Origin of the sequence: Gordonia liuliyuniae, assembly GCF_021739025.1 — a bacterium.
Lineage (GTDB): Bacteria > Actinomycetota > Actinomycetes > Mycobacteriales > Mycobacteriaceae > Gordonia > Gordonia liuliyuniae.
On sequence record NZ_JAKKOT010000002.1, the window covers coordinates 24,977 to 41,385 of the forward strand.

13 protein-coding genes and 1 pseudogene are annotated in these 16,409 nt (G+C 68.0%); 5 read left to right on the plus strand and 9 right to left on the minus strand.

The window, feature by feature from the left end; genetic code table 11:
* Window positions 1-13: 13 nt before the first annotated feature.
* Both L5G28_RS01255 and L5G28_RS01260 read right to left on the minus strand, forming a co-directional pair.
* Window positions 14-151, minus strand: coding sequence for a hypothetical protein (locus L5G28_RS01255; protein ID WP_237000558.1), 138 nt, complete (start codon window positions 149-151; stop codon window positions 14-16).
* 26 nt (window positions 152-177) lie between these two features.
* On the minus strand, window positions 178-777 hold the full coding sequence (locus tag L5G28_RS01260; protein WP_236999990.1) for a helix-turn-helix domain-containing protein: 600 nt from the start codon (window positions 775-777) through the stop codon (window positions 178-180).
* 18 nt (window positions 778-795) lie between these two features.
* Between L5G28_RS01260 and L5G28_RS01265 the strand changes: the two genes are divergently transcribed.
* Window positions 796-1,509, plus strand: coding sequence for an AzlC family ABC transporter permease (locus L5G28_RS01265; RefSeq protein WP_236999991.1), 714 nt, complete (start codon window positions 796-798; stop codon window positions 1,507-1,509).
* On the plus strand, window positions 1,506-1,826 hold the full coding sequence (locus L5G28_RS01270) for an AzlD domain-containing protein (RefSeq protein WP_236999992.1): 321 nt from the start codon (window positions 1,506-1,508) through the stop codon (window positions 1,824-1,826). Before L5G28_RS01265 ends, L5G28_RS01270 begins: the two co-directional genes overlap by 4 nt.
* A gap of 6 nt (window positions 1,827-1,832) precedes the next feature.
* Here L5G28_RS01270 and L5G28_RS01275 read toward each other — a convergent pair whose 3' ends face one another.
* The 3 genes and pseudogenes from L5G28_RS01275 to ku form a co-directional block, all read right to left on the minus strand.
* Window positions 1,833-3,113: an alpha-hydroxy-acid oxidizing protein gene (locus L5G28_RS01275; protein ID WP_236999993.1), complete on the minus strand. Its 1,281-nt coding sequence runs from the start codon at window positions 3,111-3,113 to the stop codon at window positions 1,833-1,835.
* 89 nt (window positions 3,114-3,202) lie between these two features.
* The gene (locus L5G28_RS01280) at window positions 3,203-3,676 is read right to left on the minus strand and encodes a DUF4334 domain-containing protein (RefSeq protein WP_236999994.1); all 474 of its coding nucleotides are present in this window, start codon (window positions 3,674-3,676) and stop codon (window positions 3,203-3,205) included.
* A gap of 70 nt (window positions 3,677-3,746) precedes the next feature.
* Window positions 3,747-4,520, minus strand: a pseudogene (gene ku / locus L5G28_RS01285) (non-homologous end joining protein Ku); the annotation flags it as partial.
* Window positions 4,521-4,616: 96 nt separating this feature from the next.
* On the opposite strand from ku, the gene ligD reads away from it, so the two are divergent.
* Window positions 4,617-6,575: a non-homologous end-joining DNA ligase gene (gene ligD, locus L5G28_RS01290; protein WP_236999996.1), complete on the plus strand. Its 1,959-nt coding sequence runs from the start codon at window positions 4,617-4,619 to the stop codon at window positions 6,573-6,575.
* 3 nt (window positions 6,576-6,578) lie between these two features.
* Here the strand turns inward: ligD and L5G28_RS01295 are convergent, their stop codons facing one another.
* On the minus strand, window positions 6,579-7,547 hold the full coding sequence (locus tag L5G28_RS01295) for a phosphotriesterase family protein (RefSeq protein ID WP_236999997.1): 969 nt from the start codon (window positions 7,545-7,547) through the stop codon (window positions 6,579-6,581).
* Between the two features lie 182 nt (window positions 7,548-7,729).
* Window positions 7,730-9,565 carry an NAD(P)-binding domain-containing protein gene (locus L5G28_RS01300; protein ID WP_236999998.1) on the minus strand — a complete coding sequence of 612 codons (1,836 nt, stop codon included), beginning with the start codon at window positions 9,563-9,565 and terminating at the stop codon, window positions 7,730-7,732.
* 202 nt (window positions 9,566-9,767) lie between these two features.
* On the opposite strand from L5G28_RS01300, the gene L5G28_RS01305 reads away from it, so the two are divergent.
* Together L5G28_RS01305 and L5G28_RS01310 are read left to right on the plus strand one after the other, a co-directional pair.
* The gene (locus L5G28_RS01305; protein ID WP_236999999.1) at window positions 9,768-10,958 is read left to right on the plus strand and encodes a helix-turn-helix domain-containing protein; all 1,191 of its coding nucleotides are present in this window, start codon (window positions 9,768-9,770) and stop codon (window positions 10,956-10,958) included.
* A gap of 103 nt (window positions 10,959-11,061) precedes the next feature.
* Window positions 11,062-11,808: a metallophosphoesterase gene (locus L5G28_RS01310; protein WP_237000000.1), complete on the plus strand. Its 747-nt coding sequence runs from the start codon at window positions 11,062-11,064 to the stop codon at window positions 11,806-11,808.
* Window positions 11,809-11,823: 15 nt separating this feature from the next.
* Here L5G28_RS01310 and L5G28_RS01315 read toward each other — a convergent pair whose 3' ends face one another.
* Window positions 11,824-14,640, minus strand: a complete 2,817-nt coding sequence (locus tag L5G28_RS01315; RefSeq protein ID WP_237000001.1) for a soluble NSF attachment family protein — start codon at window positions 14,638-14,640, stop codon at window positions 11,824-11,826.
* A complete protein-coding gene (locus tag L5G28_RS01320) occupies window positions 14,637-16,409 on the minus strand; it encodes an HSP90 family protein (RefSeq protein ID WP_237000002.1) in 1,773 nt (590 codons plus the stop codon). The genes L5G28_RS01315 and L5G28_RS01320 overlap by 4 nt, the downstream gene beginning before the upstream one ends.

The following is a 16,409-nucleotide window of genomic DNA, read 5'->3' on the forward strand; positions in this document are numbered from 1 at the left end:
CTGAGTCGATGGCTCAGCGAGAGTCGATCGCCGCCTCGTCGGTGCCCGCGTACACGTCGTACGTACCGAGCACGTCGGCGATGAACAGCCCGTCGAAACGCCCGCGTTCGAGGAGTCGGGCGAGGTCGGCGCACGCGAGCGACCGGGCCACCGTTGTGCGCGAGGTGAGCCGAACGTTCAGGACTCGCTGAGCAGAACCGCGACCGTGCCGTCCTCCACTGCGTCGAAAGTGTGCTCGACGTCGCCCGGGTAGTTCACGTAGTCGCCGGGCTCGAGCCGGACCGGCGACTCGGTCGGGCCGACGTCTGCCCGTCCCGAGCACAGGACCACATGCTCGACGACGCCGCGCGCATGCGGCTGCGACAGTCGCGGCTTACCCCGGTCGGCTCGGATCAAGTAGGCGTCACGGCGAGTGCCGGGACGGGCCGCGGACAGCAGGGTCGCCGTGTACGAATCCGCTTCGCTCGCGCCGAAAGTCGGTCCGTCGCCGAGACGGATCACCTCGACGAGTGGTCGCGGTGCGTCGACGAGTGCCGAGAACTGGATACCGAGCGCCACACTCAGCGACCACAGCGTCTCAATGCTCGGGTTCCCGTCGCCGGATTCGAGTTGGGACAGCGTCGACTTGCCGATACCCGCACGTCGGGCGAGTTCGGCGAGCGAGATCCCCGCCCTGGACCGTTCCCGCTTGAGCGATGCGGCGACCAATTTCTGAGGACTCACCGTCGGATCGTTCACCGAACAGACCGACCGTTCATCTTGACGAACATCATCCATAGCTCCATGATAATGGACATGCGTTCGTTATGGAGATCCTTCGGTGCGGCGGCGACAGCGGTCCCACGCGAGATCGTCGCCATCGGCATCTCGATGTGGGTGATCGGAACCTCATACGGCGCCGCCGCGCACGGCATCGGCCTGGCGTGGTGGCAGATCGTATTGATGGCCTGCGTCGTCCTCGCCGGGTCGTCGGAGTTCGTCATGGTCGCCGTCGTCGCAGGAGGCGGCCTGCCGGTCGTCGGCGCGCTCACCGGGCTCCTGATGAACATCCGCAACGTCTCATACGGACTGTCGGCCGGACGATTCTTCCGGCGTGATCGCACCCTCTTCGCCGCCGCCCACCTGGTGAACGACGAGACCGCCGTCTACTCCGCGCCGCACCGCGACCCCGCGACGGCGCGATCGGCGTTCCTGATCTGCGGTGTCGCCGTCGCCCTGTGCTGGCCGCTCGGGGCGCTCACCGGAGCACTCGTCGGCCAGGTGATCGGTTCACCTGAAGCACTCGGGCTCGACGCGGCGTTCCCTGCGCTCCTCGTCGCACTCGCGCTACCCGCCGTGCGAGACCGCGATACCCGATGGGCTGCGATCTTCGGCGCGACGATCGCGCTGGCCACCGCCGGGTTCGTCGCCGCCGGAATCCCCGTCGTCCTGGCGCTTCTCGGTATCCCGCTCGGCCTTCTCGTGACGAGCCGCAGAGCGGTGCCCGCCCGAGAGAAGGCCACATCGTGACGGGATGGCAGTTCGCCGGGGCCCTCGCAGTACTGGCCGCCGGCACGTACGCGCTCCGCGTGGTCGGCTTGATGCTACGAACCAGGACTACCGTGTCACCTGCCGTCGAAGCTCTGATGGAACGATCGACGATGGTTCTGCTGATCGCGGTAGGACTCACCACCACCCTGTTCGAGGGCAGCGATCTCGCCGGGCCCGCCCGACCGATCGGGGTAGCCGTCGGCGTCCTCGCCGCCTGGTTCAAAGCGCCGCTCGTCGCCATCATCGTCGTGGCTGCGGCATCGACGGCCGTACTGCGGCTGTCAGGCGTACCGTGAGTCCGCCTACACCTTCTTGAGCACCGACCGGTCAAGAGTCCGCACATCGGTCTGGCCGGACAACCCCAACGTGAGGTCGAGTTCGGCGACGATATTGGCGACCGCGTCCCGGGCGCCAGCCGCGCCGGCCAGCGCCAAGCCGTACATGTGCGGGCGACCGATGCAGACGGCGTCCGCGCCGAGGGCGAGCGCTTTGAACACGTCCGCCCCGGTGTAGAACCCGGAGTCGACTAGGACCTTCACGCGCCCCTCGACGACGTCCGCGACGTCGACCAACGCGTCGGCCGACGAGATCGAGCCGTCCACCTGTCGTCCGCCGTGGTTCGACACGATGATGCCGTCGACGCCGACGTCGACCGCCTTCCGCGCATCATCGGGATGCAGCACGCCCTTGAGGACGATCGGCAGCGATGTCATATCTCGCAGCGTGACGATGTCGGCCCAGCTCAACGTCGGCCGGGAGTAGATGTCCAGGAAGGTCTCGACCGCCGCGCGCGGCTCCGGGGCAGTGAGGTTTCGACGAATGTCGCCCGGCACGTTCTTCGCGATGGAGAACAGAGTCTTGATCGCGCCGATGCTGACTTCCGGCTTCTCGCTGACCGCACCCTTGAGCCGTTCGGCGACGATCTCCCAGAAACTCGGATCGGAGGTGTACTGGTCGATGCCCTCGGCGCGCGCGAACGGCAGCGATCCCAGGTTGAGGTCCTGCGGCCGCCAGCCGAGCATCGTGGTGTCGAGGGTGACGGCGATCGCCGCCGCACCCGACTGCTCCGCGCGGCTCACCAGGCTCCTGACGAGCCGGTCATCGGTGGACCAGTAGAGCTGGAACCAGCGCGGCGCACCGCGGCTGACCGAATCCATCTCGGCGGCAACGTCTTCCATCGGGGCGCACCCCTGATTGGAGAAGATGTACGGCAGCCCGAGCTCGGCTGCCGCATGTCCGATATGGATGTCGGCGCGATCGTGAGCCAGCGCGCCTGCGCCTACCGGCGAGAACAGGACGGGCGCGGGCAGCGTCTGCCCGAACAACTCGATCTCGAGGTTGCGGTCGCTGGTGTCGCGCAGCATGCGCGGGACGATGGCCCACCGGTCCAGAGCCGCACGGTTGGCCGCCATCGTCCGGCCCTCCCCCGCGCCGCCCGCGATGTACGCCCATCCGCGTGCGCTCATCTTCGCCTTCGCCCGCTTCTCCAACGTCGCGAAATCGGTCGGCACGGACGGAGTGCGCCCGTGAACGCCCGCCCGATAGATCTCGTTCTGCCGCGCCCGCCCGTAGTTCTCAGCCATGGGGTTCATTGTGTCCTACGCCATGGCACCCGTGTGGAACGTGCGGAACGGCGGGAGCGAACAGTGCCCGATCGGCCGGCGGGTTGCGATCAGCGAGTGAGGAAGAAGTAGAAGTGCTTGTCGCGGACGAGGGACGTGCTGCCGTTCATGACGCCCATCAGGGTGTCGTCGTCGACTCGTTTGAAGTGGTCGATCACCGGCTGGCCGTCGTACACCATCGACGCGGTGAGTTCGCCGCGGAACTCGACCATCCACAGGCTGGCCGGGCCCTTGCCGATCTCGAGGTTCGAGTACAGTTCACCGTCCTCGGCGCGGCAGACCATCGGTGCGACGTCGTATCGTCCGCGCAGCCACTTGCCGTACCAACCGACCGTCTTGAGTTGGCCGTCGAGCGCATGCCCGGACGGGAGTTCGCCACCGCGCCAGTCACCGATGACATCGTCGATCGCAACGGGGGCCAGCGCAGCCCAGATCGCGTCGAGGTCGGCCGGCGCACTGATCTCCTGAGACTCGGCGAGGCGCCGGAACTCGGCGACCGCCTGCTGCTGCGTAAGTTCACTCATGCTCGACGAGTCTACGAGCACACCACACCGAGCACAATCTGATCCTCGGCGTTATCAGTTACCCTGCGGCCCGATCCTTCACCGATGCCTGCAGCGCGGCGAGAAGATCGGCGACCTCGTCGTCGCCCTCGTCTGCCTTCGCCTTTTCCGGTTCGGCGAACGCCTGGTCGCCACCGGCCTTCGCCTCGATCAGTTTCGACAACTCCGCCTGATAGGTGTCCTCGAACTGCGACGGGTCGAAGTCGGAGGCCATGGTCTCGATGAGCGATGCCGCCATATCGAGCTCCTTGTCCCGGATCTCGACGTCCGACGACAGAAAGTCGAAGTCGGCCGCTCTGACCTCGTCGGGCCACAACAGCGTCTGCAGCGTCATCACCCCGTCGATCACCCGAAGCGCCGCCAGTCTCGTCCGATTCCGCAGCGTGAAGTTCGCGATCGCCAACCGCTCGGTGCGTTCGAGCGCTTTAGCAAGCAGCACATACGCTTTCGGGGATTTCGAGGACGGCTCCAGGTAGTAGGGCTTGTCGAAGTAGATGGGATCCACCTGGTCGATCGGCACGAACTCGAGGATCGAGATCTCGGGGCTCCGCGTGACCGGCAACTCCGCGAGATCGGCCTTCGTCAGGATCACCGGCTCGCCGGCATCGGACTCGTACGCGTTGGCGATATCCGCGTACTCGACCTCGGCGTCCGTCCCCTCGCGCACCCGCCGATAACGGATCCTGGTGCCGTCCTTCGCGTCGACCTGATGCGAACTCCGGTCGTGGCTCTCCGTCGCCGAATACACCTTGACCGGCACGTTCACCAGGCCAAAGCTCAGGTCACCCTTCCAGATGGAGCGCATGCTGCGATTGTGCCACGACTGGGCACTCGTCGAGTGGAGTCGGCGCAGCGACCGGGTTCGACGCGGCGGGGCCCCGGACACGGCAGAATCGATTCCATGCCCGGATCCAAGCTGGAGGTCGACGGACGGTTCATCGCGGTGACGAACCTCGACAAGGTGATGTATCCCGGCGACGGCACGCGCAAGTTCGACGTGCTGCAGTACGTTCTGGCGGTAGCGGACGCGATGCTGCCGCATATCGCGTCCCGCCCCGTCACCCGTAAGCGGTGGCCTCACGGCACTGGGTCCGGCCCGTTCTTCGAGAAGGCTCTCCCGTCAGGCACACCAGACTGGCTGGCACGCTTCACGATCGCGCACGCCGACGGCACGACCATCTATCCAGTCGCACGGTCGGCGGCCGACCTGGTGTGGCTCGCACAGATGGCCGCGCTGGAATTGCACGTACCGCAATGGCGCATCGATCTGTCGGGCGTCGGATCGGCGGGCGACGAGTCCCGTCGCACCGACCGACTCGTCATCGACCTCGATCCCGGACCGGACGTCGGTTTGCACCGGTGCGCCGAGGTCGCGCTCGCGATACGTGACATCCTCGCCGACGCAGGCCTCGCCTCCTACCCGGTGACCAGCGGCGGCAAGGGCATCCACGTGTACGCGCGGTTTCCGGCACCGGTGAAGTCGGAGTCGGCGCGCGCCGTTGCGAAGCAGATCGCCGACTCGCTCGCCGCCGCGCACCCGAAAGACGTGACGGCGTCGATGGCGAAAACCGCGCGCGTCTCGAAGGTGTTCTTGGACTGGAGCCAGAACACCGCGGCCAAGACGACACTCGCCCCATACTCGTTGCGCGGCAGCGAACGACCGTTGGTCGCCGCACCGCGGACCTGGGACGAACTCGCCGACCCGACCCTCGCACAGCTCGACTTCCGCGACGTCCTCGACCGCATCGGCGAGTCCGGCGACCTTCTCGCCGATCTCGACCCGGCGATCGACCCGGTCGTCACGGCCCCAGACACCAATGCACCAGACACCGATGCACCAGACAGCAACACCGTGGACCTCGGCGAGTACCGCAAGGCGCGGTCGTCGCGCCTGGCCGCGGAGCCGGGTCCGACACGGGTCACCGGAACCACGGCGGGCATCAGACCGATGCTTGCGGCCGACGAGGCGATCGACGGGCTGACCGACGACGCGTGGGCGTTCGAGGGGAAGTGGGACGGATATCGGATCCTGGCCCGGCACGACGACGGCGACATCCGCTTGTGGTCGCGGTCCGGCGTCGACATGACAGCCGACTTCCCGGAGTTGCGCGAGCTGGGATCCGTGCTGCGCGGGTTCGACGTCGTCCTCGACGGGGAGGTGGTCGCGTACGACGCCGGGGGCCGCACCGATTTCGGGCTCCTCGCCTCCCGGAACCACCGCGACGACGACTACACGCTCGCCTACCTCGTGTTCGACGTCGTCGAGTTGAACGGTACCGACCTCACCGCGACGCAGTGGGGCAAACGGCGGCAGATTTTGGACGAGCTCACCCCCGTCATCGAGGCGGCGGCCATCGCCGAGGTCCCTCCCCTACTGCCGGGGCCGGGCGCGGACGCCGCCGAACACGCCAGGGCGAACGGGTGGGAGGGCATCGTCGCGAAGCGGCGCGCGTCGACCTACCAGCCGGGCCGCCGCGGTCCGGACTGGCGAAAGCATAAGAACTGGAACGACATCGAAGTGGTGATCGGCGGGTACCGTCCCGGTCGCGGCGGACGGTCGGGGACCATCGGATCACTGTTGGTGGGACTGCCGGCCGAGACCGGTCTGCGCTACATCGGGCGGGTCGGCACCGGCTTCACTGACGCTGATCTCGCCGCGCTGTTGGCGGAGTTGAAGCCGCTGACGATCGGCCGCAGCCCGTTCGTCGGCACGCTCGACAAGCCGGTCGCGTCGAGCGCGACGTGGGTGCTGCCCAAGCTCGTCGCCGACGTCCGTTTCATGGACTGGACGTCCACCGGGCATCTGCGCCACCCGAGTTGGCGGGGCATCCGACGAGACAAGTTGCCGGGCGACCTGTAGGCGTCAGCTGAAGTATCGACGCGGGTTGTCGACCAGCATCGTCGTCAACTGTTCCTCGGTGACCCCGCGTTCACGCAACGCGGGTATCACGTCGTCGCTGATGTGATTGAAGTTCCAGTTCGGCACCGCCTGCTCCTTGGCGTCGGCCACGAACCAGTCGATGAAACAGGCCGCGTCGTGCGCGAGGACCATCTTCTCCGCGTAGCCGCGGCGCGCCATCTCGACGACGGTGTCGACGCGTTGCTCGAATGGCAGCAGCAGATCGAGACCGAACCGGTCCATGCCGAGGTACGAGCCTGCGTCGGCCACCCGGCACAGATAGTCGAGGTCTGTCGAGTCGCCCGAGTGCCCGATGACGACCTTCGACAGGTCGACGCCTTCCTCGGCGAGCACCCGTTGTGCGACGAGACCGGACTCGGTGTGCGGGTTGGTGTGCACCGTGATCGGCTTGCCTGTCTCGACATGCGCCTGCCCGACGGCGCGCATCACCCGTTCGACGCCCGGAGTGAGACCCTGGACTTCGATCGCGCATTTGAGGAACGCCGCTTTCACCGCAGTGCCTGCGATGCCGTCGCGGATGTCTTTCACAAACAGTTCCACCATCGGCTCGGCGACGTCGAACAGCAGACCCGGCCCGTTGTAGTGGAACTGGAAGGGGACCTCGTTGTACGTGTAGATGCCGGTCGCCGCGATGATGTTGATGTCGGCCTGCTCGTTGACCGCCTGGATGCGCGGAATGTAGCGGCCGAGGCCGATGACGGTCGGATCGACGATCGTGTCGATCCCCCGCGCTTTGCATTCACGTAGCTTCGTGACGGCGTCGGCCACGCGGGCGTCCTCGTCCCACCTGCTCGGATAGTCCGGGTAGTTCTGCTGCATCTCGGTGCCGATTACGAACACGTGCTCGTGCATCAGGACGTTCCCGAGCGACGCGGTGTCCACCGGTCCGCGGACAGTTTCGACGTTCGACATGGCGACCCCCTCATAATGACTCGCACCACAGCGGCACGAACTCGGAGTCTGTCCCACGTGCCACGGCGCGTCAACCACCGACGCGCTCGCTGCGTCGACGTCCCGGGCAGGCGACGAATCACGCCCCGACGTCGATCGAGCGGAGTCGCTCGCTACCGGGACTCCGCTCGATCAGCCGTGACTCAGCTCAGGTGGTGCACTTCCTGCAACCCGTAGACCGGGGTGTCCAGTCCTTCGAAGCGCGCTTTCAGCTGCAGCGCGAGGTACAGCGAGTAGTGGCGCGACTGGTGGAGGTTTCCGCCGTGGAACCACAGATTCGGCTGTTGGGTTGGCTTCCACATGTTGCGCTGTTCGCCTTCCCACGGGCCCGGATCCTTGGTGGTGTCCGAGCCGAGGCCCCACACTTTGCCGACCCGGTCGGCGACTTCCTGGCCCATCAGGTCGGCGGCCCACCCGTTCATCGACCCGTACCCGGTCGCGTAGACGATGACGTCGGCGGGCAACTCGGTGCCGTCCTCGAGCACCACGCTGTTCTCGGTGATCTCTTTGACGCCGCCCTTGGCGAGCTTGATGGTTCCGTCGGCGACGAGGTCGCACGCGCCGACGTCGATGTAGTAGCCGGAGCCGCGCCGCAGATACTTCATGAACAGGCCGGACTCGTCGTCGCCGAAGTCGAGGTCGAAACCCGCCTTCTCGAGGCGGTCGTAGTAGTCCTTGTCCTGCTCCCGGATCTGGTCGTACAGCGGGATCTGGAACTGGTGCATGATCTTGTACGGCAGCGACGCGAACGTCATGTCCGCCTTCTTCGTCGTCATCCCGCCCTGCACGGCCTCCTCACTGTAGAGGGCGCCGAGACCGATCTTCATCAGCGAAGCCGACTTCACCACGTGCGTCGACGAACGCTGCACCATCGTCGTGTCGATACCGTTCTCCACCAGGGCTTTACAGATGTCGTGCGAGGAGTTGTTGGCGCCGATGACGACGACCTTCTTGCCGACGAAGCCGTCCGGCCCAGGGTGATGGCTCGAATGGTGCTGGTCGCCGGCGAATGTGTCGGCGCCCGGGAACGACGGGACGTTCGGCTTGCCCGACATCCCGGTCGCGAGCACCAGCTGCGTCGGATGCAAGGTCATCTGCTCGCCGTCGCGAACGATCTCGACAGTCCACCGCCCCTGCTCCTCGTCGTACGACGCGGACGTGCACTCGGTCCGGCTCCAGTACGGAACCTCCATGACCTTGGTGTAGAACTCCAGCCAGTCGGCCACCTTGTCCTTCGGCGCGAACACCGGCCAGTTGGCCGGGAACGGCAGATACGGAAGGTGGTCGTACCAAACCGGGTCGTGCAGGCAGAGCGTCTTGTAGCGGCTGCGCCACTGGTCGCCGGGCCGGTCGTACTTGTCGACGACGAGCGACGTGACGCCCAACTGGCGCAGGCGGGCGCCGAGGGCGATGCCGCCCTGACCGCCGCCGATCACCAGGACGTACGGCTGCACGGTGCGCCCGAGCGCCGCAGCCTCGTCCTCCTGCCTTTCGGCCCACGACTTGGCGGTCGGGTCACTCCCGTGGGAGGCGCCCATCGGGCGGGACACGCCGGTCGACTCCTCGTAGCCTTTCAGTTCCTGCAACGTGGTGAGCAGGGTCCACGCTCGGTCTTCGCCGTCGTCGTCCACGCGTAGCCGCAGCTGGCCGTCGCCTCGTCCGGTGGCGGTCTCGAACGCGATGAACGCCTCGGCGACACCGTCGGAGTCGGTCGGCTCCTCACTCGCCACGAACCCGCGCGGTCGGGTCTGCGCGAGACGTTCGGTGAGCATCGCGGCGATCTGTTCGCGACCTTCGACGGTCTTGAGGTTCCAGGTGAACGCCACCAGGTCGCGCCAGTAGCTGTCGTCGACGAACAGTGCGGCCACCGCGTACGGATCCTCGGCCGCCAGCGCCTCGTTGAACTTGCCCAGCCAGGCTTCGACCCGGTCGGCGGGTGTGCGCACCGTGTCGATCGGGGCGTCCGCTATCTGCGTCATCGCATGTCCTCTCCATCGTGTGGGCTATTCCCCCGTGTGGGCTGTGTGCCCTCGTTGAATCTGTGTGATGGACAGCACACTCCACGAGTGATGCGGGCGACAAGGGTTGCAGAGGGTTGCAACACCGTTGACGGGCGATGCCGACCGGGCGCACCCTGAAACGACACCAGGTGAGACAGCCACCACAATCGACCGAGGACTCATGACCACTGCGCATCCGCTTCCCGAGCCGGCCCTCGCGACCGGCGAGGATCCGCGCGAATTCGCCCAGGTGCTCCACGCGATGCATGACGCGGCGATGGCTGGTCAGCGACTCCCTGCCCGCCCCCGATCGGTGATCGGGCAGTCGTGGGCGCGCGTCGCCCACGCGGGGGTCGACCCCGACATCGGCGGTCCGATCGATCCCATCGCGGCAGCCGACCTCACCGAACGGCGCGCCGCATCCGGTCTCGGGTTCCTGCTGGACGATCTCACCCGCGGGCTGGACGCGGTGCTGCGCGACAGCCCGAACATCCTGGTCGTCGCCGACGCGAAAGGCCACGTCCTGTGGCGGGCCGGGACGACGGCCGTCCGCCGCCGCGCCGACGGCCTCGGTTTCGTGGAGGGCGCCTCGTGGGCGGAGAACGCGGTCGGCACCAACGCGATCGGCACCGCGCTGACTGCCGGGCAGGCGGTCCAGGTGTTCTCCGCCGAACACTATGTCCGCAGCCATCACGCGTGGACGTGCACGGGCGCGCCGATCCGCGACCCACGCAGCAGTGGGATGCTCGGCGTCGTCGACGTGAGCGGCCCCGCGTCGTCGATCCACCCGGCGACGATCGCCCTGGTCGACTCGGTCGCCCGGCTGGCGGAGGCGAGACTGCAGAACGTGCACCGGGATCAACTCGACATGCTGCGTTCGGTCGCCGCCCCGATCCTCGCGCGCGCAGGTCGGCCCGCGCTGGCGGTCGACGAGTTCGGCTGGGTGGCTGCGGTCGACCGCGTCGAACCTCGCAGGCGGATCGTGTTGCCGTCCGATTTGGCGCCGAGCCGCGTCCTCGTATCCGGACTCGGACTCTGCGATGTGGAACCATTGCCGGGCGGCTGGCTCGTGCGCCCCGCCGACGCCGCCGAACGCGAAGGCACCACCGTCACGATCGGGGACGTCGTCACGGTGACCTCCGGCGACGGCGTGTGGACGCACAACCCGTCACCGCGGCATCGAGACCTGCTCACCCTGTTGGCGCGGAACCGTGGCGGGTTGTCTGCCGCCGAGCTCGCAGGCGAACTGTTCGGCGATCCGGCGCGGACGGTCACCGTCCGCGCCGAAATGTCCCGGCTGCGCAAGACGTTCGGTGGTTTGCTGGCGACCGCTCCGTACCGGTTCGCGAAGGAAGTCACGGTCAGTCGCTGAGCGCGCCGATGCGCGAGCACGGCTGCCGCTGGCCGGATCGGCGGTGACCGCACCCGTCCGTTAGCCTGGTGCGGTACGCGCGGTCCACGGAGGGGAGAGCGGCATGCTCGTCGTCGCGCAGATCAGCGATCTGCATTTCCGCGGTGACGTCGACCATCGCGAGCGGATCGTCGCCGTCCTCGACTATCTGCGTGATCGGTGCGGCGGGTCCGCGAACATCGACGCGCTCCTGGTGACCGGCGACCTGACCGACGAAGGGACCGTCGACCAGTACCGCGAAGCGGCCGCCACCCTCGCCACCGACATTCCGACTCTGACGCTGCTCGGCAACCACGACGATCGAACTGCCTACCGCGCCGTCGACCAGCCCGACGCAGTCGATACTTCCGCGCCCGTCGACTCGGCGTTGCTGCTCAACGGGCTGCTGCTTTTGGCGCTCGACTCGTCGATCCCCGGCCGCAACGACGGCGCGATCTCCGATCAGACCCTCTCCTGGGCCGAGAAACAGATCTCAGAGGCGGGCGACGTCCCGGTCCTCATCGCGTTCCACCATCCGCCGAATCGGGTCGGGATGCCGTTCATGGACTCGATCGCGCAGCTCGACCCGTCACACCTCGAAGCGTTCGTCCGCCGTCACCCCCAGATCATCGGGCTCGTGTGCGGCCACATCCACTCACCGTCGGTCGGCATGTTCGCGGGCGTCCCCGTCGTGACCGCGCCCGGGGTGTCCTCGACGTTGAACCTCCCGTTCGAAGGCGACGACATCGTCAACGACTCCCAGCCCGCGGGCCTGGCTTTCCACCTCATCGACGGCGACCGTCTGACGACGCACTTCCGCAGCGTGCGCTGAGTCGCGCGGACCGCGTCAGTCCAACTCCGCCAGCAATCCCAGCAACGCCGGATGGTCGGGCGCGTGCCGCAATGCCTCGACGACCAGTTCGCGCGCGCGTGCCTGCTGATCGGTTTCGACAGCGTGCATCGCACTCAGATGCAGAACCGGGACCAGCAGTCCGATCCAATTCGCGGCGCGGGCACGTCCAGCGACGTCGCGCAGCAGTGTCTCGGCGCGTTCGGGTTCACGCTCGCGGATGATGTCGGCGCGGGCGAAGTCCAGACGCGCGCGTTCGAAGTCGACCGGCGCTGAGGTGGCGATCTCCTCGTAGGTGTGCTCCGCGTGAGCGAGATACGCGAGCGCACGGTCGTGATCTCCGGCGAAGAATGCGGTGAGCGCCGCGGTCCGCAACGCCTCACCCACCTCGAACGCGCCGCCCGCCTGCGTGTAGGCGTCGACTGCGGTGTCCAGGTCGACGAGTGCCTCACCGAACCGTTGGAGTTCAGCGAGTTCGACGGCGCGTGCGCCATGTAGTTGTCCCATGAGACCGATGGGCGCCTGCCCGGTGTACGCGTCGATGACCTGAGTGAACGACGCGACCGCGTCGCCTGCCCGCCCCGCGGCCGACTGCGCCCGCGCGAGCATCTGGGTGCCGTGCATCTGCGCGCCGAGGTCACCGCGCTCAGCCATCGCGTCGACCGCGGGCTGCACCAGTTCGACGATCGCGAGCGGATCTTCCTCACGCATCAACATGACGTGCGCGAGGTCGAATCGCGACGAGTCCGCTGCGTGTTCATCGCCTTCCACCGTCCACACGGCGACCGCGCGCTCGGCGTCGTCGCGCGCGATGTCCAGATCGCCCGCGTCGCTCGCCAACGCCATCCGCGCGTTCAGCACCTGACCGAGTTGCGCGAACCTCGCATGCGATTCCGCCTCTGCCATCAACAGCAGCGCCGACTCGAGGTCGGTCTGCGCCTGCACCCCGGCGGCCAATTGCAGCGCGTCAACGAGACCCCCGCGGAACGCCATCGCCTGATCCGGGTCGGACGCGAGGTCGACGGCTCGACGCGCGGCGACGAGAGCGGCGTCCACGTCGGCTGCCGGATCGGCCGTGTCGAGTTCACCGACGAGATCGGCTCGCAGATGATGGAGCACTGCGCGCTGCGCCGCTGCGTCCGCGTCGATCGAACCCACGGCGGCCGCCACCGCATCGGGATCGGAGATCAGCGCGATCTCGCCACGATCGACGCGGTCGAGGATAGCCAGGCCCTCGTTGACCGCGGCGACGGCCCGATCGCCGTCGAACGGCGCGATCGCCATCGCGCGCAGACGCGCGAAGTTCGCCTGGGCTCCGGCGCTCCACGTCGGGTCGCCGTCCGGCCAGTCGAGAAGAGTCTCGGGCGGCGCGTCACCGCCGTGGACCTCCAGCAGCGCAGCGAGCAGCTCCGACTGCGCAGACCACGAGGCGTACGCCTCCCTCGTCTCGTTTGCCACCGCGCGCAGGTCGGCGATCGCCTGTTGCGGATCTTCGCGCCGACGATCCCACGCGAGCATGTGCCGTGCGCGGGCGAGGCTCCGACCGTCGAGCTCGCCGAGGCGACCCCGCAACGCGTCTGCACAGTGCGCGGACCGTCGAGGCGACACCGAGCCGAACGACGTCAGGCCGCTGATCAGTTCCTCGGCCGACCGCTCCGACACCGCCTTCACTCGACCGCCCGCGTTCCGGCTCGACCCGGTCGTCCGCAATGCAAGGATCTCGTCGAATGACGACGACGCCCACGACGACGCGTTCCGCACGTCGAACCGGCCGCCAGCCAAACGGACCCAATCGGCGAGTTCCTCGGCGAGCTGCGCGGCGGAGACCAGCACCGGTGCGCCGTCGCCGTCTCGTCGCGCGACGACGGTGTCGGGGTCGGCTGCGGCCGCCGACGCGAGAGTCGCCGACAGGGCGGCCGCCAACTGCGCTTCGGCGTACAGGTTGGCGCACTCGTCGACAGCGTCGAGGTACTTGAGAGCCATCGGCAACGCCCGCTCGAGCGCATCAACCCGAATCAGTGCGACGAGCGCGTCGGCGACGTGGTGATAGACCCGGACCGGGCCGTACGTCTCGTCCAGGGATGCGGCCGCCCGGATCACATCGTCGCGGCGGCCGTCCCGCCCCCAGCCGTCGATCAACGCGCCGTACGTCTCCGCCGGATAGAACCCGCAGCGTTCGCTCGGGTCTCCGTCGAGGTCGGCGGACGACAACGCTTGCGCCTGCGCGTATCCGCCCGCCGCGCTGTAGACCGAGGCCAACGTCGCGCGCGTCCCCGGCCCGCAGGTGCCCGACGGCGGCGTGAAGTCGGTGCACTGGTCGAGGATACGGATCGCTTCGGCCGGATCACCGCGGTGGACGGCGATCCACCCGTGCACGGCAGCCTCGACCGCCGGCGCGTAGTAGGCGGTGCCCCGGACGCGTCGCGCCCAGTCAGCGACGAGCGCCTCGACCTGGCCGAGCGCGAGCTCGGGAACGCCGACGAGAGCATCGAGGAGATCGACGACGGTCGTCTCGAACTGCTCGACCTGCCAGTCCTGCATGTCGAGTGCTGTCCCCTCTGCCTCCATCGTCTGCAGGAGCCAGGCGACGAGCGTCAACACGTCGGTCGTGCGGCCCGACCACAGTGCGGCGTACGAGGCCTCCAGCCGCGTGAGGAAGCGCAGATCGAGGTCGTCGAGCTCATCGGCCCGAGCGATCAACGCCGGAAACTGCGAGAAGTCCTCGTGCCCGAAGCGAGGGTCGCCGTGCCGCGCCATCCACAAGTCGTCGAGCAGTTCGGAGACGGCCTCATCCATCGGCCCGGCGCCGGTCATTCCGATGTCCCTTCGATGCGGTCACGGGTGGCGAGGTCGGCGAGCAGAGTTATCGCCGAATCGAGTTCGGAGGCGGCCGCAACCCGCACCGATCGGCGGGCGCGGAGCATGGCCTGGCTGTAGATCGCGCGGACGAGAGCACCGGCGACCACGTCGTCGGCCAGCGTCGGCAGCCGCGCGACGAGCGGGTTCGTCACGTTCAACACCAACGATGGTCTCGTGGGAGCGGCTTCGCCGTCGTCGATCGCCGACAGCGCCGCCAGCCACGCGTCGGGCTCGCCCGCCGTCTGCGACAACATCTCCGAGCGGTCCTGAGCGATCTGTGCGGTGTCGTCGGTGAGTAGCAGACCCGACACCGATTCGGGTTCGAACGCGCGGAGCGTCACCTCGCACTGGAACGGCGACACTGCGCGGCGCGCGACGTGCACTGCGCCGTCGAACTCGGCGCGGACCTCCCGCGACGGCATCGTCAGCGCCGACAGCAGGAACTGCTGGCCGATCGGTTCGCAGCGCATCGACGGATCGGCGGCGACGATCGCGCGGATCGCCGCCGTCTCGAACGCATGCCCGGCGTTCACCAAGCCGATTCCGCGGCCGGCGAGGACGTCCGCGAGGACCCGGTAGTCGTCGATGCTGCCCGCGTACCTGATCGTGTCGAAACGGGCGCGGAACGTGGCGAGCGGCATCGGCCCCACATTGGTCTCGAACACGCAGTGCTTGTCTACGAATCCAAGCAGTTCGGGTCGATGCGCGGCGAGCGCTTTCACGCCTTGCTCGTGGACGGCGAGGAACCGTTCCCGCAGTGCGGGGCGGGCGCCGAGACCGGTCAGCCACGCCTGGATCTGGTCGCCCAACGACGCCGCCACCGCATCGAACAGGTCGTCGTGGACGATCCCTTCGCGCGACGCCGTCGGTTTGAGTCCCGTCGCGTCGACGACGACACGCACGAAGTACGCCCACTCCGGGACCAGCCCGGGCACGTCGCCGACGAGTAGGCCTTTGACATACGCGCGGTGCACGGCGCGGGCGACGAGGTCGCCGCCGGTTGGCCGGACGAACGCCACGCCGCGCAGCCCGGCCTCGGGGACCTCGACCTCGAACATCTCCAACGGCGTGAAGCCGAACTCGTCCTGGCAGAAGGCGACACGGGCCGCGTCCCGGCCACCGGACGGATCGCCGAACAGCCCGACGCCTGGATTGACCCGGTCGCCGTTCACCAGGACCGGGGTCGGATGCATCCCCGTGTACTCGGCGGCGAGGGTGCGGACGCGGTCGGGTGCGAGCCACATCTTCGCGTCGCCGCGCGCCTCGATGCGGACGGTGGTGCCCGTCTCGGCGCGTTCGCCCGCCCGCATCTCGACGTGGCCGTCCGACGACCCCGTCCACACGACCGGTTCGGAGCCGTCGGCACGCGAGGAGACCTCGATGCGGTCGCCGACGAGGAATCCACTGAGCATCCCGACGCCGAACTGCCCGATCTGTGATGTGGAACCGAAACCGAACGGATCGCGTTTCGAACTCGCTCCGATGGTGCCGAGAAGGTCGGCGATGGTGCCTGCGCTCATCCCGACACCGTGGTCGGCGAGCACGACGTCGCTTCCGTCGGCGGTGATCTCGATCGGCTCGTCCGGCCGCCCGGCGACGGTCTGCGCATCGATCGCGTTCTGCAGCAGTTCCCGCACGTAGACCCCGGGCCCGGTGTACAGGTTGGTGCCGAGGACCTCGATCAGAGCGCGCAGATCGACGTCGAACATCCGAGCGTCATCCAT

Coding starts and splice junctions, on each gene's coding strand:
- L5G28_RS01260 (WP_236999990.1), bottom strand. CDS start 777: ATGGATGATGTTCGTCAAGATGAACGGTCGGTCTGTTCGGTGAACGAT.
- L5G28_RS01265 (WP_236999991.1), top strand. CDS start 796: ATGCGTTCGTTATGGAGATCCTTCGGTGCGGCGGCGACAGCGGTCCCA.
- L5G28_RS01275 (WP_236999993.1), bottom strand. CDS start 3,113: ATGGCTGAGAACTACGGGCGGGCGCGGCAGAACGAGATCTATCGGGCG.
- L5G28_RS01280 (WP_236999994.1), bottom strand. CDS start 3,676: ATGAGTGAACTTACGCAGCAGCAGGCGGTCGCCGAGTTCCGGCGCCTC.
- ligD (WP_236999996.1), top strand. CDS start 4,617: ATGCCCGGATCCAAGCTGGAGGTCGACGGACGGTTCATCGCGGTGACG.
- L5G28_RS01295 (WP_236999997.1), bottom strand. CDS start 7,547: ATGTCGAACGTCGAAACTGTCCGCGGACCGGTGGACACCGCGTCGCTC.
- L5G28_RS01300 (WP_236999998.1), bottom strand. CDS start 9,565: ATGACGCAGATAGCGGACGCCCCGATCGACACGGTGCGCACACCCGCC.
- L5G28_RS01305 (WP_236999999.1), top strand. CDS start 9,768: ATGACCACTGCGCATCCGCTTCCCGAGCCGGCCCTCGCGACCGGCGAG.
- L5G28_RS01310 (WP_237000000.1), top strand. CDS start 11,062: ATGCTCGTCGTCGCGCAGATCAGCGATCTGCATTTCCGCGGTGACGTC.
- L5G28_RS01315 (WP_237000001.1), bottom strand. CDS start 14,640: ATGACCGGCGCCGGGCCGATGGATGAGGCCGTCTCCGAACTGCTCGAC.
- L5G28_RS01320 (WP_237000002.1), bottom strand. CDS start 16,409: ATGGATGACGCTCGGATGTTCGACGTCGATCTGCGCGCTCTGATCGAG.